At 51.7% G+C, this 20,735-nt stretch carries 17 protein-coding genes, 1 tRNA gene and 1 pseudogene; 8 read left to right on the top strand and 11 right to left on the bottom strand.

The features are described from left to right. The first annotated feature begins 62 nt into the window (after positions 1–62). The gene (locus KVT28_RS19455) at positions 63–767 is read left to right on the top strand and encodes an MgtC/SapB family protein (protein WP_110867369.1); all 705 of its coding nucleotides are present in this window, start codon (positions 63–65) and stop codon (positions 765–767) included. A 272-nt stretch (positions 768–1,039) separates the two neighbouring features. Here KVT28_RS19455 and KVT28_RS19450 read toward each other — a convergent pair whose 3' ends face one another. The 5 genes and pseudogenes from KVT28_RS19450 to KVT28_RS19430 all read right to left on the bottom strand — a co-directional run bounded on the left by KVT28_RS19450 (position 1,040) and on the right by KVT28_RS19430 (position 5,273). Continuing rightward, a complete protein-coding gene (locus tag KVT28_RS19450) occupies positions 1,040–1,630 on the bottom strand; it encodes a hypothetical protein (RefSeq protein ID WP_217549722.1) in 591 nt (196 codons plus the stop codon). After that, positions 1,630–2,318: pseudogene (locus KVT28_RS19445) on the bottom strand (tyrosine-type recombinase/integrase); the annotation flags it as partial. The gene KVT28_RS19450 and the pseudogene KVT28_RS19445, both read right to left, overlap by 1 nt. A gap of 891 nt (positions 2,319–3,209) precedes the next feature. Next, entirely contained in the window at positions 3,210–4,076 is an 867-nt protein-coding gene (locus KVT28_RS19440; protein WP_256448424.1) for a benzoate transporter, read from the bottom strand. Between the two features lie 151 nt (positions 4,077–4,227). Beyond that, positions 4,228–4,303: transfer RNA gene (locus KVT28_RS19435), tRNA-Ile, on the bottom strand. A 187-nt stretch (positions 4,304–4,490) separates the two neighbouring features. Continuing rightward, positions 4,491–5,273, bottom strand: coding sequence for an SDR family oxidoreductase (locus KVT28_RS19430; protein ID WP_217549721.1), 783 nt, complete (start codon positions 5,271–5,273; stop codon positions 4,491–4,493). Between the two features lie 134 nt (positions 5,274–5,407). On the opposite strand from KVT28_RS19430, the gene KVT28_RS19425 reads away from it, so the two are divergent. Continuing rightward, on the top strand, positions 5,408–5,995 hold the full coding sequence (locus KVT28_RS19425) for a TetR/AcrR family transcriptional regulator (protein ID WP_217549794.1): 588 nt from the start codon (positions 5,408–5,410) through the stop codon (positions 5,993–5,995). Further along, positions 5,992–6,507, top strand: coding sequence for a G/U mismatch-specific DNA glycosylase (gene mug / locus KVT28_RS19420; protein WP_101762980.1), 516 nt, complete (start codon positions 5,992–5,994; stop codon positions 6,505–6,507). Before KVT28_RS19425 ends, mug begins: the two co-directional genes overlap by 4 nt. Before the next feature lie 63 nt (positions 6,508–6,570). On the opposite strand, the gene rpoD is transcribed toward mug, so the two are convergent. The 3 genes from rpoD to rpsU all read right to left on the bottom strand — a co-directional run bounded on the left by rpoD (position 6,571) and on the right by rpsU (position 10,871). Then, entirely contained in the window at positions 6,571–8,412 is a 1,842-nt protein-coding gene (gene rpoD, locus KVT28_RS19415; RefSeq protein ID WP_064738465.1) for an RNA polymerase sigma factor RpoD, read from the bottom strand. 379 nt (positions 8,413–8,791) lie between these two features. Further along, the gene (gene dnaG, locus KVT28_RS19410; protein ID WP_192412135.1) at positions 8,792–10,537 is read right to left on the bottom strand and encodes a DNA primase; all 1,746 of its coding nucleotides are present in this window, start codon (positions 10,535–10,537) and stop codon (positions 8,792–8,794) included. 118 nt (positions 10,538–10,655) lie between these two features. Then, positions 10,656–10,871 carry a 30S ribosomal protein S21 gene (rpsU, locus tag KVT28_RS19405; protein WP_008103436.1) on the bottom strand — a complete coding sequence of 72 codons (216 nt, stop codon included), beginning with the start codon at positions 10,869–10,871 and terminating at the stop codon, positions 10,656–10,658. 281 nt (positions 10,872–11,152) lie between these two features. Between rpsU and tsaD the strand changes: the two genes are divergently transcribed. Next, positions 11,153–12,166, top strand: a complete 1,014-nt coding sequence (gene tsaD, locus KVT28_RS19400) for a tRNA (adenosine(37)-N6)-threonylcarbamoyltransferase complex transferase subunit TsaD (RefSeq protein WP_217549719.1) — start codon at positions 11,153–11,155, stop codon at positions 12,164–12,166. Positions 12,167–12,195: 29 nt separating this feature from the next. Here tsaD and plsY read toward each other — a convergent pair whose 3' ends face one another. Next, positions 12,196–12,795, bottom strand: a complete 600-nt coding sequence (gene plsY / locus KVT28_RS19395) for a glycerol-3-phosphate 1-O-acyltransferase PlsY (protein ID WP_101762983.1) — start codon at positions 12,793–12,795, stop codon at positions 12,196–12,198. A 107-nt stretch (positions 12,796–12,902) separates the two neighbouring features. On the opposite strand from plsY, the gene folB reads away from it, so the two are divergent. Both folB and bacA read left to right on the top strand, forming a co-directional pair. Beyond that, entirely contained in the window at positions 12,903–13,262 is a 360-nt protein-coding gene (folB, locus tag KVT28_RS19390) for a bifunctional dihydroneopterin aldolase/7,8-dihydroneopterin epimerase (protein WP_217549717.1), read from the top strand. Between the two features lie 191 nt (positions 13,263–13,453). After that, complete coding sequence (bacA, locus tag KVT28_RS19385; protein WP_137386559.1) at positions 13,454–14,272, top strand: undecaprenyl-diphosphate phosphatase; 819 nt, start codon at positions 13,454–13,456, stop codon at positions 14,270–14,272. Positions 14,273–14,290: 18 nt separating this feature from the next. Here bacA and KVT28_RS19380 read toward each other — a convergent pair whose 3' ends face one another. Continuing rightward, on the bottom strand, positions 14,291–15,523 hold the full coding sequence (locus KVT28_RS19380; RefSeq protein ID WP_217549716.1) for a multifunctional CCA addition/repair protein: 1,233 nt from the start codon (positions 15,521–15,523) through the stop codon (positions 14,291–14,293). A 142-nt stretch (positions 15,524–15,665) separates the two neighbouring features. Next, positions 15,666–16,289, bottom strand: a complete 624-nt coding sequence (locus KVT28_RS19375) for a TIGR04211 family SH3 domain-containing protein (RefSeq protein ID WP_101762988.1) — start codon at positions 16,287–16,289, stop codon at positions 15,666–15,668. Between the two features lie 204 nt (positions 16,290–16,493). On the opposite strand from KVT28_RS19375, the gene KVT28_RS19370 reads away from it, so the two are divergent. After that, positions 16,494–17,804 (top strand): inorganic triphosphatase, encoded by a 1,311-nt coding sequence (locus KVT28_RS19370; RefSeq protein ID WP_137386557.1) that lies wholly within the window; start codon positions 16,494–16,496, stop codon positions 17,802–17,804. Positions 17,805–17,829: 25 nt separating this feature from the next. Further along, positions 17,830–20,688 (top strand): bifunctional [glutamate--ammonia ligase]-adenylyl-L-tyrosine phosphorylase/[glutamate--ammonia-ligase] adenylyltransferase, encoded by a 2,859-nt coding sequence (gene glnE, locus KVT28_RS19365; protein WP_217549715.1) that lies wholly within the window; start codon positions 17,830–17,832, stop codon positions 20,686–20,688. Positions 20,689–20,735 lie beyond the last annotated feature (47 nt).

Below are 20,735 nucleotides of genomic sequence, written 5' to 3'. Positions count from 1 at the left end.
GTCTGTAATCCATTTATTAATCTTTTGTTCCGCAAACAGAAAGCTGCGGATTGAGGTCTATCATGGATTGGAAAATCTTTTTACTGCGCGTCACCGTCGCGCTGGTTTTGGGTGCGCTGATCGGCAGTGAGCGCCAACTACGTCAACGCATGACCGGATTACGCACCAATGCGTTGGTGAGCACCGGCGCTTGTCTCTTCGTTCTGATGACACAAAGCGTGCCCGGCATCGCTACGGATGCGTCACGCGTTGCGGCTTATGTGGTTTCCGGTATCGGTTTCCTCGGCGGCGGAGTGATCATGCGCGATGGCTTGAACATCCGCGGATTGAATACCGCCGCCACCTTGTGGTGCACCGCCGCCATTGGCGTGCTGTGCAGCATGGGATTGCTGCTGGAGGCGGCCCTCGGCTGCATGGTGATCCTGTGCGCGAATATACTGCTGCGTGAACTGGCCTTGGGTATCAACCGCCAAACCATCGTCTCAGCAGCCGAAGCGATGCAACACTACAAAGTACAAATCATCTGCCTCGCGCAGGATGAGGTTCAGGTTCGCAGCCTAATGCTGCACACGCTGGGCGGCAGCGGATTGCGTCTGCAATCACTGCACAGTGAGGATTTGGATCCGCCGCATCGCATGGAGGTGAATGCTGAGGTGATTGGCAATCCCACGTTAACCGATCAGCTGGAAAGCCTGGTGAGCCGCATCAGTCTGGAAAAGGGCGTAAGTTCGGTGCGGTGGCAGGTGAATGAGTTGGAGCGTGATTGATATTTAGATGTGCTTTAGAAAACGTATCGCCATTTGATCGCCACTATGAATGACAAACAAAAAAGCCACCTTGAAAAAGGTGGGTTAACAGTATGATTTACATTACTAAAATTAGTGGCGCTGCTGGATTTGAACCAGCGACCAAGCGGTAACAAGTTAAAATTTATAGCGAGTGGAATCAGTAATTTACTGAATTTAATGTTTTCTTTAGGCCGAATAGTGATGAAAAGTGGCACATAGCGTTGAGCTCTGCTGCCACTCAGCTGCCATTTCTACACAAAAATTTCTCTAGCTAGAATTCCCATCCAGTCAGAGTTGTCTAACTTCCTGTAGAGGGGGGTTAGACGCTCTTTAACATGCAAAATGAGTTCGTTTTCACTCATTTCAGAAGCTTTTGAATAAAAGATAGGTATTGCTTCGTCAAACAGTTCCCAATAAAAATTGGATAGAATATTCGCTGATCTGGCGAAAGCTCTTGGCGGAAAATCTAAGAAATAATGAGTAAATAATGCAAGCTTGCCCTCAACATCTTCACCGGATTTAGAAGCAATCAAATATCCTATTTGCATCCGTAGCCATACTAATGCGCTGTAATGAGGATGTGGATTTTGTATGTTCATCTCTCGCTGGTAAATTTTTAGATATTGCTCTACTTCATTACGATCAGGTATCGGCTCTAAATTCAGAGATGCCAGAATAAGGAGAGTATCAGACTCTTCGCCTGTTAAGACTTTTCTTTCAGCCCATTCTGTTATCGCTTTGTAATACCTATCCAAGCCAATTACATGAAATGTATTACTGAAAACCCTAACGCATAGGAGTTCTTCGAGTTCTAAATCATCACACTGAATTTCCTTCTCCATCACGATTCCATTTTGCTGAGAGGGTTAAGTAAAATAGCTTCAGACAAGTTATCTGGCGCAAAATGCGCATATCTCATTGTTACCTTAATATCTGTATGCCCTAGTATCCGCTGAAGTACGAGAATATTGCCGCCGTTCGTCATGAAATGAGACGCGAACGTGTGGCGCAAAACGTGCAAAAACTGCCCAGCAGGTGTTTCGATACCGGCACGTTGCATGGCCTTCCTAAAGGCTAAGTAACAAGGTTTAAAGAGCACCTGTGCTTTCCTGCAGGCTGGCAGATCAGCTTGTAATTTTTTAAGTTATCGGCACCTCGCGGTTTTTCCTTGCCTTTAGTTTTCACATAGATGAACTGACCGGCGCGGATTTGGTTGCCCTTTAAGCCTTCGGCTTCACTCCAACGTGCGCCAGTTGCCAGGCAGATCTTCATAATAGTAGTTAAATCTTTAGAACGGCTGTTCCCACATTCAGCGAGGAGTGTTTTAATTTCCTCAATGGTGAGAAACGCCATCTCCGATTCACTGATTTTAAACTCGCGCACGTTTTCAAGCGAGTTCGGAGCGGTTCATTAATCTAACCGGCGTAGCTCGTTAAACATTGCCCTAAAATATGCCAGCTCTAAATTAACAGTGCGCGGCGTAACCGTCTTCACTCGGCTGGAGCGGGTGATCTTCTCGCTTATCCGCTTTATCTCCCAGCCAAGGCTTATGTTGAGCCTAATCTTTTACGAAATCAGGCAAAGCGTCGCGGCTACACGTCAGGAGACTATCGCGCCAGTGGTTTGGATTGGTTCAGAGCAAATCAACGTGGCGCAGTTGATGCTTGACAGTGTTGCGCTTATGCAGTGAATGGCAAGTCATACGCACCCGTCTACCGGGCAGCCAACCAACAGTGTCGCCATCGGGAAAAGTGCCATACATGTCACTGCACTCGCCGCGAAATATTCTCAAGTTATCGGTAAATTATCCACTTCACCAGACCTGCTAACACAGCGTTTTTTTATGCCTGCTATCACACCACACAGAACGCACGTAGCCGCACGCATCAGAACAGCCACTCGACTAATCACTCTCACATGGATCACCCGCACAGTAGGGCACAGGCGCAGCAACAGCCCCACAATGACGAAAACGGCGCTACATCGCACCCGCCTGTGGGTTTTACATCATAAAAATTTTTCAGTTTTATTTTTATGCAAACCGATGCGCCAGTGCACGCGGCTACTGGCTTTCTGATGTAATTCGGCAAATTAAAATCTTGAAAATATTTTGAGTGCTTTTCAGTTTGAAGGATCAACATTGGATCTTGGTAATTGCACAGCTCAATGAGAAAAAGACAAGATTGTCTTTTTGGAGATTATTGGATCTTGAATGGATCTGCTCCTTGAGCGTAAGCAATGTCCATTTGGCCATGATTGGTTAGGGGCTGCGGTAAAATTGACTGATTCGAATGGACTGTAAAACAGAGGAGTAAAAACAGTGTCAGGCGTCATCAAAAATTAGCACGATTATAGGTGGTTGTGCTTTCCAAAAGTTTAAATGACGCTAAGAATTAACCGTTTATTATCAACCTAAAATTATCACAAGACGAATTGTTTAAATTTTTCTCTGTTCGCAACAAGGTAAGATGGGAATTTATCATTAGTTAACTCTTGCCTGACAAGTTTTCTTTCCCTATTCCATAAATCTTTACCATTTTTCAGCGCATCAATAATGTGCTCTTTATTATTTAAATGAGGTAAATCATATTCGGTATGAGAAATTGAAGACATTTTTTCTGATATCCGTTCTGGATTCATAATCCATGAGAAATGCCAGCCTGCATTTTTTATGACCTTGCTGCGTAACTTAAACCAGTTTCTTGAAATAAAATGACTGTATAATTCTGATTTCTTTATGTTTCGGAACAACTCTGGCTTACCGTCAAAATAATGTTTGAGATTATGCATATTAGTAGCCCGTGGTAATCGGCATTGACGCTCTGATCCGTCAGCATTGAATACTTGAAGATTAAATTGATAATTATAAAAAGGCATATACAATATCGTACATAATTTCTTGGGGTTTATTTTTTTTATAATTTCTGAGTTAAAAATTTCATCAACATCGGAAATTAATATCAAATCTTCATCCTTAGCCTTTTTTAATCCTCGCATTATAGCGTTTCTTGTTGCAGCCTCGTTTGCCCAGGCATCATAGTTCCCTGCTTTACCATTTTTTAGAATTGGTAACTCATCAAAGACAACATAGATAATCTTATCTTTGAATCTTTCATATTTATCTATATCGAAATTTAATTTCTTAGGTTTCCCAGTGAATGTATGAGTAGATTCTACAATGACAAAATAATCTACGGCATCGTCCAAAGTATTTAATCTTATATCAAGTAGCATATCTTCGTCGTAGTATAAAAAACAATCATAAATCATTAGGTATTCCTTACGCATTGAGTTAGTTCCAGCGTCTTATGTTCACAAATGATAGATGCTGCTGTCTAGCTTTTGGATCTCGGTGGACAAAAAGGGGGCAATGAAAGCCAAATACGAAAAAGCCACCTCAAGGAAGGTGGCTTAAGAGCATGATTTAAATCACTAAATTTGGTGGCCCCTGCTGGGTTTGAACCAGCGACCAAGCGATTATGAGTCGCCTGCTCTAACCACTGAGCTAAGGGGCCAGCGGAGCGGGGATTATAGAGTATCTTGTTAGGGTGATCCAGAGTTCGCCATTTGGATGGTGAAAATTACAGCAATAGCTGACTCATTGATCTCAAAAGAAAATTCTATCGTCCCACGCTCTACGCTTATTAAGCGCCCAACCAGCATTGGTTTTTGAGACCAGGCTCATTCGAAAGTTTGCTTATGCTACAAATAGCGTGATGCAGGCTTGTTAAGCGAGATGAACGGCAATATGGCGATGCGTGCTTCTTCATAGCTCTGCCAAAGCTGCACATCTTCAACGGATGGGATGGTCACCAACTCGCCGGCATCAAGTCCACGTAGCGCAGCCGAGACTAAATCATCCACTTCCATCAGCATCTCAGCGGGAATTTCGTTAATGGATTTTCCTGCGCGCTCGAAGATCTCGGTACGCGTTAAGCCTGGCAACACCGCCTGCATACGCACACCGCTTTCGGCTAATTCACGATGCAAATTACGGGTCAGGGAAAGCACATACGCTTTGCTGGCGTTGTACGCGCCATTCGCCGATTCGCTCACTAGCGCTAGCACTGAAGCAATATTCACTATCGTACCATTGCGACGTGCACGAAACGCCTGCGCAGCAGTGTGGGCCAGCTGTGTCAGCGCCACGATATTTAATGTCAGCATTGTTTGAATTTTCGCGATGTCACCGTCGATGAATTTACCTTCAACCGTCATGCCCGCATTGTTTACCAGCAGAGTTATCGCTTTATTTTGCTGGATTTCGTGATCGACTCTTTGCAAATCATCATGGTTGGTGAGATCGGCCGCTAACACGCTGACTTCAACGCCATGTGATTCACGCAAAGATTGCGCCAACAGATTGAGCCTGGCTGCATCGCGCGCCACCAGAATCAAGTTTGTGCCGCGTGCTGCCAGCTGTTTTGCATAGGTTGCGCCAATTCCGCTTGATGCGCCGGTGATTAAAGCCAGGTGTTGTGACATGGTGTATTCCTTTAAATGATGGTTATCATATTTACGAGGTTTAATATGACGATCATAATATTTGTCGTCAAGCTAGAATATGATGGTTGTAATAATTACACTGATTGCTATCAACGATATCGGAGTCAATGAAGATGGAAAAGCTGAGCCATAAAGCGCGTACGCGACAGCGCATTCTGGATGAAGCCTCTGTGGTAATGCGCGAGAACGGCACTGAAAGCATCGGTGTCGCGGCGCTGATGAAGCGCGTGGGCTTAACGCACGGCGGCTTTTATGCCCACTTCGCCTCGCGCGAAGATTTAGTGCAAGCGGTGATCGCTGAGATGTTTGCCGATTCTGCGCGCCGCTTTGCGGATATCACCTCAATTAACGATCCCGCTGAACGACTGAGTCAGTTAATCGATAGCTATTTATCCGAGCATCATTGCAACACGCCGGGTGAAGGCTGTCCGCTGCCTGCGCTGGTGAGTGAAATGGCACATTTACCGGTTGAGGCACGCACGCTGTTTTCTCAGCGGCGTGAAGCGATGCGGCAGCGTTTAGCATTGACGCTACAGGAACTTAACCATCCGCATGCGGATGACGCCGCGACCACCATGTTGGCTGAAATGGTTGGCGCGGTGGCAATGGCACGCGCTTGTCCGGACGACGAGGAAGCACGTACGATGCTGGCGAGCAGTCGTCGGTCGGTAAAACAACGCGCCGGACTGGAGATGGCATGAGCGAGCACGATATCCGCGACATTATTGCACCTGATTTACAGGTGCTGTTTTGTGGCATCAATCCGGGCAAATCGTCGGCGCACACCGGATTTCACTTTGCGCATCCCGGTAATCGCTTTTGGAAGGTGATTTACCAGGCCGGCTTTACGCGCGAGTTACTTAAGCCCGAGCAGGAGCAGCGGCTGCTGGAAACTGGCTGTGGCATCACCATGCTGGTGGAGCGTCCAACGGTGCAGGCTAACGAGTTGGACGGCGATGAATTACGCGACGGTGGTTCACGCCTGCAACAAAAGATTCTGCACTATCAGCCGCGTGCGTTGGCGGTGTTGGGCAAGGATGCTTTTCAGAAAGCGTTTCGTCAGCGCAAAGTTGAGTGGGGCGAGCAGCCGCAAACGCTGGGTGAAACGCGTTTGTGGGTGCTGCCTAATCCGAGCGGGTTAAATCGTGCGACGCTGGAAGAGATGGCCGCATCCTATCGCCAACTGCATGATTGGCTGCAGAACAACGCGTGAAAGAGCTATTCTTCAGGCAATAAAAAACCCCGGCAAGCCAGGGTTTTTTCGTCTAGACAACGATTAATCGTCGAGGAAGCTACGCAGTACTTCTGAGCGGCTTGGGTGACGCAGTTTACGCAGCGCCTTGGCTTCGATCTGACGAATACGCTCACGCGTTACATCAAACTGTTTTCCAACCTCTTCCAGCGTGTGGTCGGTGTTCATATCGATACCGAAACGCATACGCAGCACTTTCGCTTCGCGCGCGGTCAGGCCAGCCAACACGTCGTGGGTCGCTGAGCGCAGGCTTTCCGAGGTTGCGGAATCCAGCGGCAGCTCCAGCGTGGTGTCTTCGATAAAATCGCCCAGATGCGAATCTTCATCATCACCAATCGGCGTCTCCATAGAGATCGGCTCTTTAGCGATTTTCAGCACTTTGCGGATCTTATCTTCAGGCATCAGCATACGTTCAGCCAGCTCTTCCGGCGTCGGTTCGCGACCCATCTCCTGCAGCATCTGACGCGAAATACGGTTGAGTTTGTTGATGGTCTCAATCATATGCACCGGAATACGGATGGTGCGCGCCTGGTCAGCGATAGAGCGGGTGATAGCCTGACGGATCCACCATGTGGCGTAAGTTGAGAACTTATAACCACGACGATATTCAAACTTATCAACGGCTTTCATCAGACCGATGTTGCCTTCCTGAATCAGATCGAGGAACTGCAGACCACGGTTGGTGTATTTCTTGGCGATAGAGATAACCAGACGTAAGTTTGCTTCAACCATCTCTTTCTTCGCACGGCGCGCTTTCGCTTCGCCGATAGACATGCGACGGTTAATGTCCTTCACCTGCTCGATGGTCAAGCCGGTTTCTTCTTCGATCTGCTGCAGTTTGTACAGCGAACGATTCACATCATCTTCAACTTCCAGCAGCTTCTCAGACCAAGGCTTGTTCATCGCCAGCGCGGCTTTGAACCAGCTTGGGTTGGTTTCGTTGCCGGTGAACAGCGTGATGAAGTTTTTCTTCGGCATCTTGCACAGTTCAATACACAGCTTCATGATCAGGCGCTCTTGCGTACGCACGCGCTCCATCATTTCACGCATATTGTTTACCAGGTAGTCGAACTGCTTCGGTACCAGGCGGAACTGCTTGAACACTTCAGAGAGATTCTGGATTTCGGCTACGGCGTCAGCATGGCTGCGACCTTTCGCTTTGATGACGGTACGCGTGGTTTCATACTGCGTACGCAGGTCGCCAAACTTCTCGCGAGCCAGTTCTGGATCGATAGAATTATCGTCGTCAGAGCTGTCGTCATCCTCTTCATCTTCTTCTTCATCGTCGTTACGATCTTCCTGAGATAACTCAGAACCCACGTGCGTGGCGGTCGGCGCGATATCTTCTTCCGCGTTAGGATCGATGAAGCCGATGATCAAGTCAGACAGGCGATAGTCGCCCGCTTCAACGCGATCATACTGATCGAGTAGATAGGTGATCGCTTCCGGATATTCGGCTACAGAGCATTGGACCTGGTTGATACCGTCTTCGATGCGCTTAGCGATGTCAATTTCGCCTTCGCGCGTCAGCAGTTCAACGGTACCCATTTCGCGCATGTACATGCGCACCGGGTCGGTGGTACGGCCAATTTCAGATTCAACACTGGATAAAACCTGAGCGGCGGCTTCTGCGGCATCTTCGTCAGTATCGGAGCTGTTTTCATTCAGTATCAGATCATCAGCATCAGGCGCTTCTTCAACAACCTGAATACCCATGTCATTAATCATCTGGATGATGTCTTCGATCTGATCGGAGTCGACGATATCTTCCGGCAGATGGTCATTGACCTCAGCATAGGTCAAATAGCCTTGCTCCTTACCACGGGTGACAAGTAGCTTAAGCTGTGACTGCGGGTTTTGCTCCATAAGACGGTATCCACACTTCTGTTAATTAGATTGGTGTCGGTCGGCGCGAGCCAACTATAACAGTGAAGGCGTTGTGTTTTTGCCGCTGCCTACATCGCGGCCAGGGCTGAAGCCCATCTATAATCGGCACTTAAGCCGCTTGTGTTCTTTCCGGGGCTAACTTACTTGCCATTTTCAGTGCTGGCAGTGCTCGCAATCCTCACGTACTTCAGTACGCTCCGGTTGCTGTGCGCTGGCAGCACTGAAACTGGCTGCGACGTTGACGCCTCTAAATTTGTGCTGTGTGTTTCCGGCTTCGCTTATCGCGTCTATCATTCCGGAAATCACTGAACCAGAATGCTGTTTTTAACGTACTTGCAGTTCTGATCCCGTTAAAATCTTATTTTTTCGCTAATGCCTGGCTTAAAGCCCAGAATTCACGGCGTTCGACGGCGCTTAGGCCTTCAGTTCGCTCGCGTGCGATCAGCGCTTCAAGGCGCTGTTCGAGTGCGGAATCGTAAATGCTCGCCAGTGAATCCTGGAACACTTCTTCCGCCTCTTCATCCACTATCATGTGGTTCCAGGTGGCCAGTGTTTCAAGGGGCTGGCTAAAATTTGTTCCGCGATATAACTCTAGTAGCTGTCCGGTGGTCAGGCCAGGATTCTCTGTACAACGGCTGACTAACTCCACAAATAGCGGTAAACCCGCCATTTTTGACTGCTCCAGTCCATCCAGTGTAGGCACGATGGAGGCAAATTGCGGATTCTGCACTAATAACGCGATCAATACGCGCATGGTGGTGCGCTTCAACGGTGGGGCAGTTGGCAGCACTCCGCTTTCTGCCAGCTTCGGCATCAGCTTGTCTAACTGGTTATCGTCAAGAATCCCGAGTTTATTACCCAAGGTTTGACGCATATAAATGCGCAGCGTTTCACCGGGAATTTGACTAATCAGCGGTAACGCCAGAGTCGCCAGCTTGGTCTTGCCATCGCGTGTACTCAAATCCACTTGCGGCATCAAGCTGTCGAACAAAAACGTGGAGAGCGGTGTCGCCTGCTCCATCCGCGCTTCAAAGGCTGCTTTGCCCTCTTTGCGTACCAGCGTGTCCGGATCCTCGCCATCGGGCAAAAACATAAAGCGTAGCTGACGACCATCATTCATGTAAGGCAATGCAGTTTCGAGCGTACGCCATGCTGCTTCACGTCCGGCGCGGTCACCGTCGTAACAGCAAATCACGGTATCCGTTGAGCGATAAAGCAGCTGAACGTGTTCAGCGGTGGTCGACGTGCCCAACGAAGCTACGGCATAATCGATGCCAAACTGCGCCAGCGCCACCACGTCCATATAACCTTCGACAACCAGCAAACGCGCGGGTTGCGGATGATTTTTCTGCGCTTCATAAAGCCCGTATAACTGGCGGCCTTTATGGAAAATCGGTGTTTCCGGTGAGTTCAGATACTTCGGCGTATCGTTGCCCAGCACGCGGCCACCAAAACCAATCACGCGGCCACGCTTATCACGAATAGGGAACATCACACGATCGCGGAAACGATCGTAGGTGCGGCCAGAGTCATTGCTGACCAACATGCCCGCTTCCATCAGCGATTCGCGATCGTCTTTCTGCTGCCCAAAGCGCTTCAGAGCATTATCCCAACCCGCAGGCGCATAGCCGATAGCGAAGTGATCGATCACTTCCTGACTAAGACCGCGCGTGGCGAGATAGTTCTGTGCAGATTGCGCTTGTGGATTACGCAGGCTCTGTTGATAGAAGCCGTTCAGGCCATCCAGCAACTGATAAAGACTTTGACGTTGATGGCGCTCCATCTGGCTAGGACCGTTGCCCGCTTCATACGGCACTTCTAAGCCATGAAGCGTGGCGAGCTCCTCAACACTCTCAACAAATTCCAGACGATCGTGATTCATCAGGAAGTCGATGGCGTTGCCTTTGGCGCCACAGCCGAAGCAGTAATAGAACTGCTTCTCACCGCTTACGGTGAAAGAGGGGGTTTTCTCGTTATGAAAAGGACAGCACGCGTGATAGTTCTTACCCTGCTTTTTCAGCTTAACGCGGGCATCGATAATATCCACGATGTCCGTGCGGGCAAGTAAGTCGTTGATAAATATGCGTGGAATTCGTCCAGCCATAAGCCCCGATTTTTCAGCTCATAAACGACAACAAGCCGCGCTTCCTTTCGGAAAGCACGGCCTTTTACTTGACTCTGTCTGCGTTTATCACGCGGCGGAAGCAAGCTTCCGCAAGAAATTAGTACAGACGAGTGCGGCGTGCGTTTTCGCGAGCCAGTTTCTTGGCATGACGCTTAACTGCAGATGCTTTAGCGCGCTTACGCTCAGTGGTAGGCTTCTCGTAGAACTCACGGCTACGAACTTCTGCCAAAACACCTGCTTTCTCGCATGAACGCTTAAAGCGACGCAGTGCTACGTCGAACGGCTCGTTTTCACGTACTTTAATTACCGGCATGTAACTCTTACCTCGATAAAATTCGGTTTTTGCTGCTGACTGCGGCGCCAGCACATTTCAAAATGGTGCAGCATTTTACTCCAGCCGCGGCCGACTTGTAAAGCACCATGTATAATTTAGAACCAACAGGGGCATATGCCATCGCGGCTGCCGGTTTTTTCAGGCCGTGGAGTATAGCGCACTCTTTGTGCGACAGAAAAACACTTTTTCAGGGGCAAAGTCTCTGGCGTGAGAATTGCCTGTGTTACACTGCGCGCCGCACGAAGAGGGTGATAAAAGCTATGCGAGTTCTGGGTATTGAAACGTCCTGCGATGAAACCGGCATCGCGATTTACGACGATGCGTCCGGTCTGCTGGCAAATCAACTATATAGCCAGGTGAAACTGCATGCCGATTACGGCGGCGTGGTGCCGGAACTGGCATCGCGTGACCACGTCCGTAAAACCGTGCCGCTGATTCAGGCGGCACTGAAAGAAGCGGGCCTTGAGCCACAACAGATTGACGGCGTCGCCTACACCGTCGGGCCCGGATTGGTGGGGGCGCTGCTGGTTGGCGCCACCATTGGCCGAGCGTTGGCATTCGCCTGGAATGTGCCGGCGGTGCCGGTGCATCATATGGAAGGGCATCTTCTGGCGCCGATGCTGGAAGAGAATCCGCCAGAATTCCCGTTTGTCGCGCTGCTGGTTTCCGGCGGGCATACGCAATTGATCAGCGTGACCGGCATTGGTGAATACACCTTATTGGGCGAATCGATTGACGATGCGGCTGGCGAAGCGTTCGATAAAACCGCCAAGCTGCTGGGGCTGGATTATCCCGGCGGACCGATGCTGTCGCGTATGGCGCAGCAAGGCACGCCAAACCGTTTCCGCTTCCCGCGGCCAATGACCGATCGTCCGGGGCTGGATTTCAGCTTCTCCGGCCTGAAAACCTTTGCGGCGAATACCATTCGCGAGCATCAGGGCGACGAGCAAGCTCGCGCGGATATCGCCCGCGCATTTGAAGATGCGGTGGTTGATACCTTAATGATTAAGTGCAAACGCGCGCTTGAGCAAACTGGCTTTAAACGTTTGGTGATTGCGGGTGGCGTCAGCGCGAACCGCACGTTGCGTGAGCGCATGGCCGAGATGATGCAAAAGCGTGGCGGCGAAGTGTTTTACGCGCGCCCTGAGTTTTGCACCGATAACGGCGCGATGATTGCTTACGCGGGCATGGTGCGCCTCAAAGGCGGCACCAGCGGTGGACTCAGCGTCAGCGTGCGGCCGCGCTGGCCGCTGGCAGAATTGCCCGCCATCTAAAATAAAAAACCGGCCTTGCGCCGGTTTTTTTATTTCTTCTTATTCCGCTTCCAGATCTTATTTTCCTGGCCGCGCCACAGGCGCTGGATGTTGTCGTGGTGCCGCAACAGAATCAGACACGAGAGCATCGAAACGGGGAAAGTAAATTGCGGTTTGAACCACCACACGTAAAACGGTGCGATCAGCGCGCTGACAATCGCGCCAAGTGACGAATAGCCGCTTAGCAGCACCGTCAGCAGCCAGGTGCCGGTCATCAATCCCGTCAAATCCCAGCCAATCGGCGCAATCGCACCAAAGGCCGTCGCCACGCCTTTACCGCCGCGAAAACGAAAGAACACCGGATAGATGTGGCCCAGACAGGCGGCAATCGCCGTGAGGCCAAGATAGAGCGGGGCAACGTGCAGCAGATAAGCAATCCACACCGGCAGCATGCCTTTTGCCACGTCGAAAATCAGCACCGCCGCAGCGGCGGCTTTGCCACCAATGCGCAAAACGTTGGTCGCGCCAGGATTGCCTGAGCCTTGCGAGCGCGGATCGGGTAAACCAGCCAGTTTACAGACCAGTATCGCACTGGAAATCGAGCCGCAAAGATACGCGAAAATAATCATACCAAGCGCGATAGCACTCATAGCGTCGTACCGTTCCTTTTGGGTCGTTTTGTTCTCGATAAGCGTGGATAATACGCATAATCCGCCGGAAGTGGTATCCGGCTTAGCCAAAAACAGAGACTGACATCATGGATATCGTATTTATCGAGCAGCTTACCGTGTTCACAACTATTGGCGTTTACGACTGGGAACAAGGCATGCAGCAGAAGCTGGTGCTCGATGTCGAAATGGCGTGGGACAACCGTCACGCCGCCGCCAGCGACGATGTGAATGATTGTCTGAGCTACGCCGATGTCACGGAAGTGATCCTCAATCATCTGCATGGCCAGCGTTTCGCCCTGGTCGAAAGGGTAGCAGAAGAAATCGCCGATCTGTTGATGAATCGTTTCAAAACCCCCGGCGTGCGCATAAAGGTAGGCAAACCGGGCGCTGTCGCGCAGGCGGCCAGCGTTGGCGTACGTATTGAGCGCGGGACTATTCCGAAATAAATCTTCCGTGATTGCCATCACAATGAAACCAAACCAAATTATGGTGTGTCTCACTTGAGGCCGTTGCGCTAACCAGCAGGAAGTGACCGAATTTCTTAAGGTTTCCTTCAGCGTGACGCAGGCATAATTTCAGGCGGTAGCCCTTTGCGACCGCCTTTTTACTGTTTAAAACGGATAGAGGAAATATTTTGATGGCAGACATTCACCAGCTTTGGGTAGCTGCAATCCTGGGGGTTGTAGAAGGCCTCACGGAATTCCTGCCGGTCTCTTCCACGGGCCACATGATTATTGTTGGCCATCTGTTGGGTTTTGAAGGCCAGACCGCTGAAACCTTCGAAGTGGTGATTCAGCTCGGTTCGATTCTGGCTGTGGTTGTGATGTTCTGGCGCCGCCTGTTTGGTTTGATCGGCATTCACTTCGGTGAGGTCAAACATGAAGGCGTGGGTACGGGCAAATTAACCCTGATTCATATTCTGTTGGGTATGGTGCCTGCGGTGGTGATTGGTTTGCTGCTGCACGACCAAATTAAAACGCTGTTTAACCCGATCAACGTGATGTATGCGCTGGTGGTCGGCGGTGTGCTGCTGCTGGTGGCGGAATACTTCAAGCCGAAGCAGCCGAAAGCGGTTGGCGTTGACGATATCACCTACCGTCAGGCATTTATGATTGGCTGCTTCCAGTGTCTGGCGCTGTGGCCGGGCTTCTCGCGCTCAGGTGCGACGATTTCTGGCGGTATGCTGATGGGCGTGAGCCGTTATGCGGCGTCAGAGTTCTCGTTCATTCTGGCGGTGCCGATGATGATTGGCGCCACCGGACTGGATCTCTACAAGAGCCTCGGCTTCCTGACGATGCAGGATTTACCAATGTTTGCCGTCGGTTTTGTAACGGCTTTCGTCGTGGCGCTGCTGGCGATCAAGGTGTTCCTTGAGCTGATCAAGCGTATCTCGTTCGTCTCTTTCGCTATCTACCGCTTCATTGTTGCGGCCGTGGTTTACGCCATCTTTATGTAAGTTGCCCCGCGCGGCTGGTTACACTGGCCGCGCGTTAATCAATTGCGCCTGCAGCACCGCCACACGCCGACGCGTCAACTCTTCCCGCACTTCCGCCCCTTTAAAACCTGCTGCCACCACATCTTTGGTTGGCACCGCTTGCGCCAGCGCAAACGCCTGACGCAAATAGTCGCCTTGCGGATAAGTCATGCTTTCCAGACCCGCACGCCCGCGCGCATCCGCTTCGCTGGTCAGCGCCATCTTCTCCACGCGATCGGGCTTGCGCCAGGCATCAATTCGATCAAAAAGCGCGATTAACGCGTCAGCTGGCTGGCGCTCAATGGTGTGCACCACGTCATGGAATTCGGTCACCACTAATGCCAAATCACGCACCTGATTCGGCACGCGCAGGCGCTGGCACAGCGCTTCAACAATCGGCACGCCCGCGAGGCCATGACCATGATGGCTCGGCCATTTTTCTGCTGGCGTCAGCGCCTTACCGACATCGTGGAACAGCGTAGCGAAACGCACATCAAGCTGATCCGAGAGCGCAGCGGACATCGCCAGCGTCATCAGCGCATGGATGCCGGTATCAATCTCGGGATGCCATTTGATCGGGGCCGGAATGCCATAAAGATTATCGATTTCCGGGAACAGCACCTGCAGCGCGCCGCAATCACGTAATACCTGGAAATAGACCTGTGGATTGCGCGTCAGCAACGCTTTTTCCGTCTCTCTCCACACTCGTTCTGCGGTGAGATGCGCCAGTTCGCCGCTGACCGCCATTTCGCGCATCAGCGCCTGGGTTTCATCAGCAATCCGGAAATTCAGATGGGCAAAGCGGGCGGCGAAACGCGCCACGCGCAGTACACGCAGCGGATCTTCGTTAAAGGCGGCGGAAACATGGCGCAGCTGGCGTTTCGCCAGATCGCGCTGACCGCCATACGGATCAATCAGCTCACCGCTGTCGCTTTGGGCGATGGCATTGATGGTGAGATCGCGGCGCTGCAAATCTTGCTCGAGCGTGACATCCGGCGCGAACTGCGTCACAAAGCCGGTGTAACCGTTGCCGCTTTTGCGTTCAGTACGCGCCAGCGCATACTCTTCACGGCTTCGCGGATGCAAAAAAACCGGAAAATCCCGGCCAACCTGCTGATAACCTTCCGCCAGCATCGCATCTGGCGTCGCGCCTACTACAACCCAATCTCTATCTTTTACCGGCAAACGCAGTAAGGCATCGCGCACTGCGCCACCGACCAGAAACGTCTTCACTCAACCACTCCAGAGGCAGATCAAAAATTGCGTGCTGAACACGCTTGTTACTTTATTGTTGCATACTTTGGCTAAATATCGGGCACGCCAAAAAGGGCATCTTACGATCCCCTTAAATAAAAGAACAAATCTGCGTGGCGCGTTAGTTCATCCAGCGATCGTTTTTCTTACGACGCGGCACCATATGCGGCAGCAACAGACCCAACAGCAGACCAACGCCCAGCACGCCGCCGCCATACATAAACCACTGCATGATGATGGTGCGCTGCTTGTCATCCAGCTGCACATTGGCGGCGCTGACTTTCTTCTGCGCGACAATCAGCTCATTTTTCAGCTTCTGATTTTCTGCTTTCAGGCCATCAATGGTGCCGTCGCTGTTGGCGACTTTGTTCTGCATCTCAGAAGTGCGCTGATTCCAGCTGTTGTCAATATTCGCTAGCTTGGCCGTCAGATCTTTAACCTGCTGCTCCAGCTGTGGTACGCGAGTACGCAGGCTAGGACTGGCGCTCAGTTGCGACAGTGGAATCCAGTTAGTTTTGCCTTCTGCATCACGAATCTGACCATATTGAGAGTCGTTATTGGTCTGCAGCAAGGTCACTTCCTCTCCGGCGTTCAGCTTACCGATCAGGCGATATTGATCGCCCGGACCGCTGCGCACCCAAGTGGATAATTCATCGGAGATGTAGCGTTTTTCGTCAGCAGCATGAGCAGGTGTGATGGCGCTGAAAGCCAGCAAAGAAAGGGCAGCAAGTGTGATTTTTTTCATTCGATGTCGTTTTTTCTTAATGGCGTAAAATTACCGGCACAGTCTGGAGACGCTTCTCAAAAATCTGAATGAGAACTATCCTGGTCTCAATCCGGTGCGAAAAGGGTCGTAAAAGCACAAGAAAGCGGAGACAGCGGGCTTCCGGTGCATTACTCTTCGCCAGATTAAACTCGTAAGTGCCAGCAGCGTATTGAATAAAAAATTATGACCATCGAAATCGAATTAAAGTTCATTGCTACACCGCAAGCCGCCGAAAAACTGGCGGAAAAGCTTGCCGCGTGGCCACATCAGCACTTCGCCGCACGCGAGCTGACCAATATCTATTATGAAACCGACGACAACCAACTGCGTCGCTGGGACATGGGCCTGCGCATTCGTGGCGTTGACCAACGCTATGAAATGACGCTGAAAGCGGCCGGTAAAACCGTTGGCGGTCTGCACCAGCGTCCGGAATACAATGTTGATCTCACGGAGCCGCAGCTGGATATCGCGCGCCTGCCAGCCGAGATTTGGCCGCAGGGCACCGATATTGCTGCACTGCAATCGCGCCTGCAGCCGCTGTTCAGCACTCATTTCCAGCGCGAAGCCTGGCTGGTGCAATTTGGCGACAGCGAAATTGAAGTGGCGTTTGACCGCGGCGAAGTCGCTGCCGGTGAATTCAGCGAACCGCTTTATGAAGTCGAGCTGGAGCTCAAAAGTGGTCAACGCGATGACATGCTGAAGTTCGCTGAAGCGCTGATTACGATGGGCGGCTTACGTCTCGGCAGCCTGAGCAAAGCCGCGCGCGGCTATCAGTTGGCGCAGGGTAACTTACCGCGCCCCATCCGTACGTTGCCACTGCAGAAAATCGCCGCGAAAGCGTCGGTTGAGCAGGGCATGATCAACGCAATGACTGCGGCACTGAATCATTGGCAATATCACGAAGAAGTGTGGCTGCGTGGTAATAAAGATGCCAAAGCAGCGGTAATTGATGCGCTGGAAACGCTGCGTCAGGCGTTCTCACTGTTTGGTGCGTTGGTGCCACGCAAAGCCAGCAGCGATCTGCGCCAGAAATTAACCCGTCAGGAAGAGTTGCTGGCCGATGATGAGAACAATGCTGAAGCTACCTGCTTTTCGTTAACTTCGGTTGAGGCTCAGTTAGCACTTACTCACTGGCTGGTCGAGTCGCAGTGGCAAAAATGGCTCGACGACAAGAGCAAAAGCAAGCTGCAGGGATCGTTCAAGCGCTTCAGCGATATTATGCTAAGTCGTATTGCCGCCGATCTCAGAGAAACATTCGTTGATGTTCAACTGTTTAATGAGTTCCAGGATAAAGCGACGCGCCTGAATCGCCAGCTGTTGGCGGTGAACCTGCTGGCGGGTGCTTATCCGGCCGAAGAGGTGAATGTTTGGCTGGACGGTTGGCTGGAGTTACAGCATGCGATTCGAGAGAAGCAGGAACGTGGCTTAATGCATCTGGTTAACCTGGCCGTGCGCCCCGCACCTTTCTGGCTCAATAGCGGAATCAAACGCTAACGAAAAATCCAATCAGGGAGAGAAGATGTTGTTACCGTTACCGGCGCTCATGCAGGCGCAGTTGGCTAATGTGGCAGAGCGACTTAATTTGCCATCCTCAGCGTTCACGCCAGAACAGGCGGGCGCGCTGACCTTTAGTGACTTTATCCTCGATAACCTGCAGCAGCATCCCGAATGGTGGCAGCATCTGCAACAGCAAGCGCCTGCGCCAGATGAGTGGCAGCACTATGCCCGCTGGCTAAATGACGTGCTGCACTCGGTTGAAAATGAAACCTCCCTGATGCGTGAACTGCGTTTGTTCCGTCGTCATATGCTGGTGCGCATCGCCTGGATGCAGGCGCTGCAACACGCCACTACCGAACAAAGTTTGCAGCAACTCAGCACGCTGGCGGAAATCCTCATCGCTGCCGCGCGCGACTGGGTTTGGCAGGATTGCAGCCGCGACTTTGGTACGCCATGCAATGAAGCGGGTGAAGCCCAGCCGATGCTGATTCTCGGCATGGGTAAACTCGGCGGCTGTGAACTCAACTTCTCTTCTGATATCGATCTGATTTTTGCCTGGCCGGAAAACGGCGTAACCCAAGGTGGACGGCGCGAGCTCGACAATGCGCAATTCTTCACGCGCATGGGGCAGCGGCTGATCAAAGTGCTCGATCAACCAACGGTGGATGGATTTGTCTATCGCGTGGACATGCGCCTGCGTCCGTTTGGTGATAGCGGTCCGCTGGTGCTGAGTTTCGCGGCACTGGAAGATTATTATCAGGAGCAGGGCCGCGACTGGGAACGCTATGCAATGGTCAAAGCCCGGCTGATGGGCGACGATCACGGCCACTGGAGCCAGGAATTGCAGCAAATGCTGCGGCCGTTCGTCTATCGCCGCTATATCGATTTCAGCGTGATTCAATCGCTGCGTAACATGAAGGGCATGATTGCGCGCGAGGTGCGTCGACGCGGCTTGAAAGACAACATTAAGCTCGGCGCCGGCGGCATTCGTGAAACGGAATTCATTGTGCAGGTGTTCCAGCTGATTCGCGGCGGACGTGAGCGCTCACTACAACTGCGCTCCTTGCTCCCTACGCTCAAAGCGATTGGTCAGCTGGCTTTGTTAAGTCAGAAACAGGTCGATCATCTACGTGAAGCCTATTTGTTCCTGCGTCGGCTGGAAAACCTGCTGCAAAGCATTAATGACGAGCAAACGCAAACGCTGCCAGAGAACGAGCTCGACCGCCAGCGCTTAGCCTGGGCGATGGGCGCGGCAGACTGGAACGCACTGATGGCGCAGCTTGAGCTGCAAATGGCCGGTGTACGCGCCATCTTTGACGAGCTGATTGGCGACGATGCACCGGATGTCGACGATCAGCCGCAGTTGGCTGAGTTTGCCGGGCTGTGGCAGGACGCGCTGGAAGAGAGCGATCTCATCCCGGTGGTACCGCAATTGGACGATGCGCAGCGTCACGCGCTTTACAACGCGTTGAACAATTTCCGCCAGGATGTGAGTCGCCGTACTATTGGTCCGCGCGGTCGTCTGGCGCTCGACCAGTTAATGCCGCGTCTGCTCAGTGAAGTTTGTCCGCGCGAAGATGCCGATGTGCTGCTGAATCGTCTGACGCCGTTGTTGCTGGGCGTGCTGACGCGCAGCACTTATCTGGAATTACTCACCGAATATCATGGCGCGCTGCGTCATCTGATTCGTCTGTGTGCCGCGTCACCAATGGTTGCCAGCCAATTGGCGCGCTATCCGCTGCTGCTGGATGAGTTACTCGATCCCGCAACGCTGTATCAACCTACCGCAACCGACGCTTACCGCGACGAACTGCGCCAATATCTGCTGCGTATTCCCACCGATGACGAAGAGCAGCAGTTGGAAGCATTGCGCCAGTTTAAACAGGCGCAGCATCTGCGCATCGCCGCTGCCGATATTGCTGAAACGCTACCCGTAATGAAAGTGAGCGATCACTTAACCTGGCTGGCAGAAGCGATTATTGAATCCGTGGTGCAGCAAGCCTGGCAGATGATGGTGCAGCGATATGGTCGTCCATCGCATTTGACTAGCGACAGTGAGCGCGGTTTTGCGGTTGTCGGTTATGGCAAGCTGGGTGGTTGGGAGCTGGGTTACAGCTCTGACCTTGATTTGGTGTTCCTGCATGATTGTCCAGATGATGCGGAAACCGATGGCGAGCGCGTCATTGATGGTCGCCAGTTCTATCTGCGCCTGGCGCAGCGTGTAATGCATCTGTTTAGCACGCGCACGTCGTCCGGCATTTTGTATGAAGTGGATGCGCGTCTGCGTCCTTCTGGCGCGGCGGGTATGCTGGTCAGTACTTTTTCCGCTTTCAACGAATACCAGCGCAGCGAAGCATGGACCTGGGAACATCAGGCGCTGGTGCGCGCGCGCATCGTGTTTGGCGAACCTGCGCTCTGTGAACGCTTTGATGAAATCCGCCGTAACGTTCTTTGCCTGCCGCGAGACGTTGAGACGTTGCAAAAAGAAGTGCGTGAAATGCGCGAAAAAATGCGGGCGCATCTCAGCAACAAACAGAAAGGTCGCTGGGAAATTAAGACCGATGAGGGCGGTATCACCGACATTGAATTCATCGCGCAATACCTTGTCTTAAGCTACGCGGCCGATCAGCCAGCGTTGACGCGTTGGTCGGATAATGTCCGCATTTTCGAATTGATGGCGCGTCATGGCATTATGCCGGATGAAGAGGCGCAGGCTTTGACGCATGCGTACGTCACGCTGCGTGATGCACTGCACCATCTGGCATTGCAGGAATTACCGGGCCATGTGGCGCCTGAAGCCTTTGTCGCTGAACGCGCGGTGGTCAACAACAGTTGGCAGCGTTGGTTAAGCGGTACCCAATCTGACAGCGCGGAACAGTGAGCCTGATGGCTTATGTGGTAATATCCCGCGCATTATTTTGACCGTGT

Origin of the sequence: Pantoea sp. GbtcB22 (assembly GCF_019091025.1) — a bacterium.
Classification (GTDB): Bacteria; Pseudomonadota; Gammaproteobacteria; order Enterobacterales; family Enterobacteriaceae; genus Pantoea; species Pantoea leporis.
Note: the sequence above shows the minus strand (reverse complement) of the source record. Positions and strands in the feature narration are given on the sequence as shown.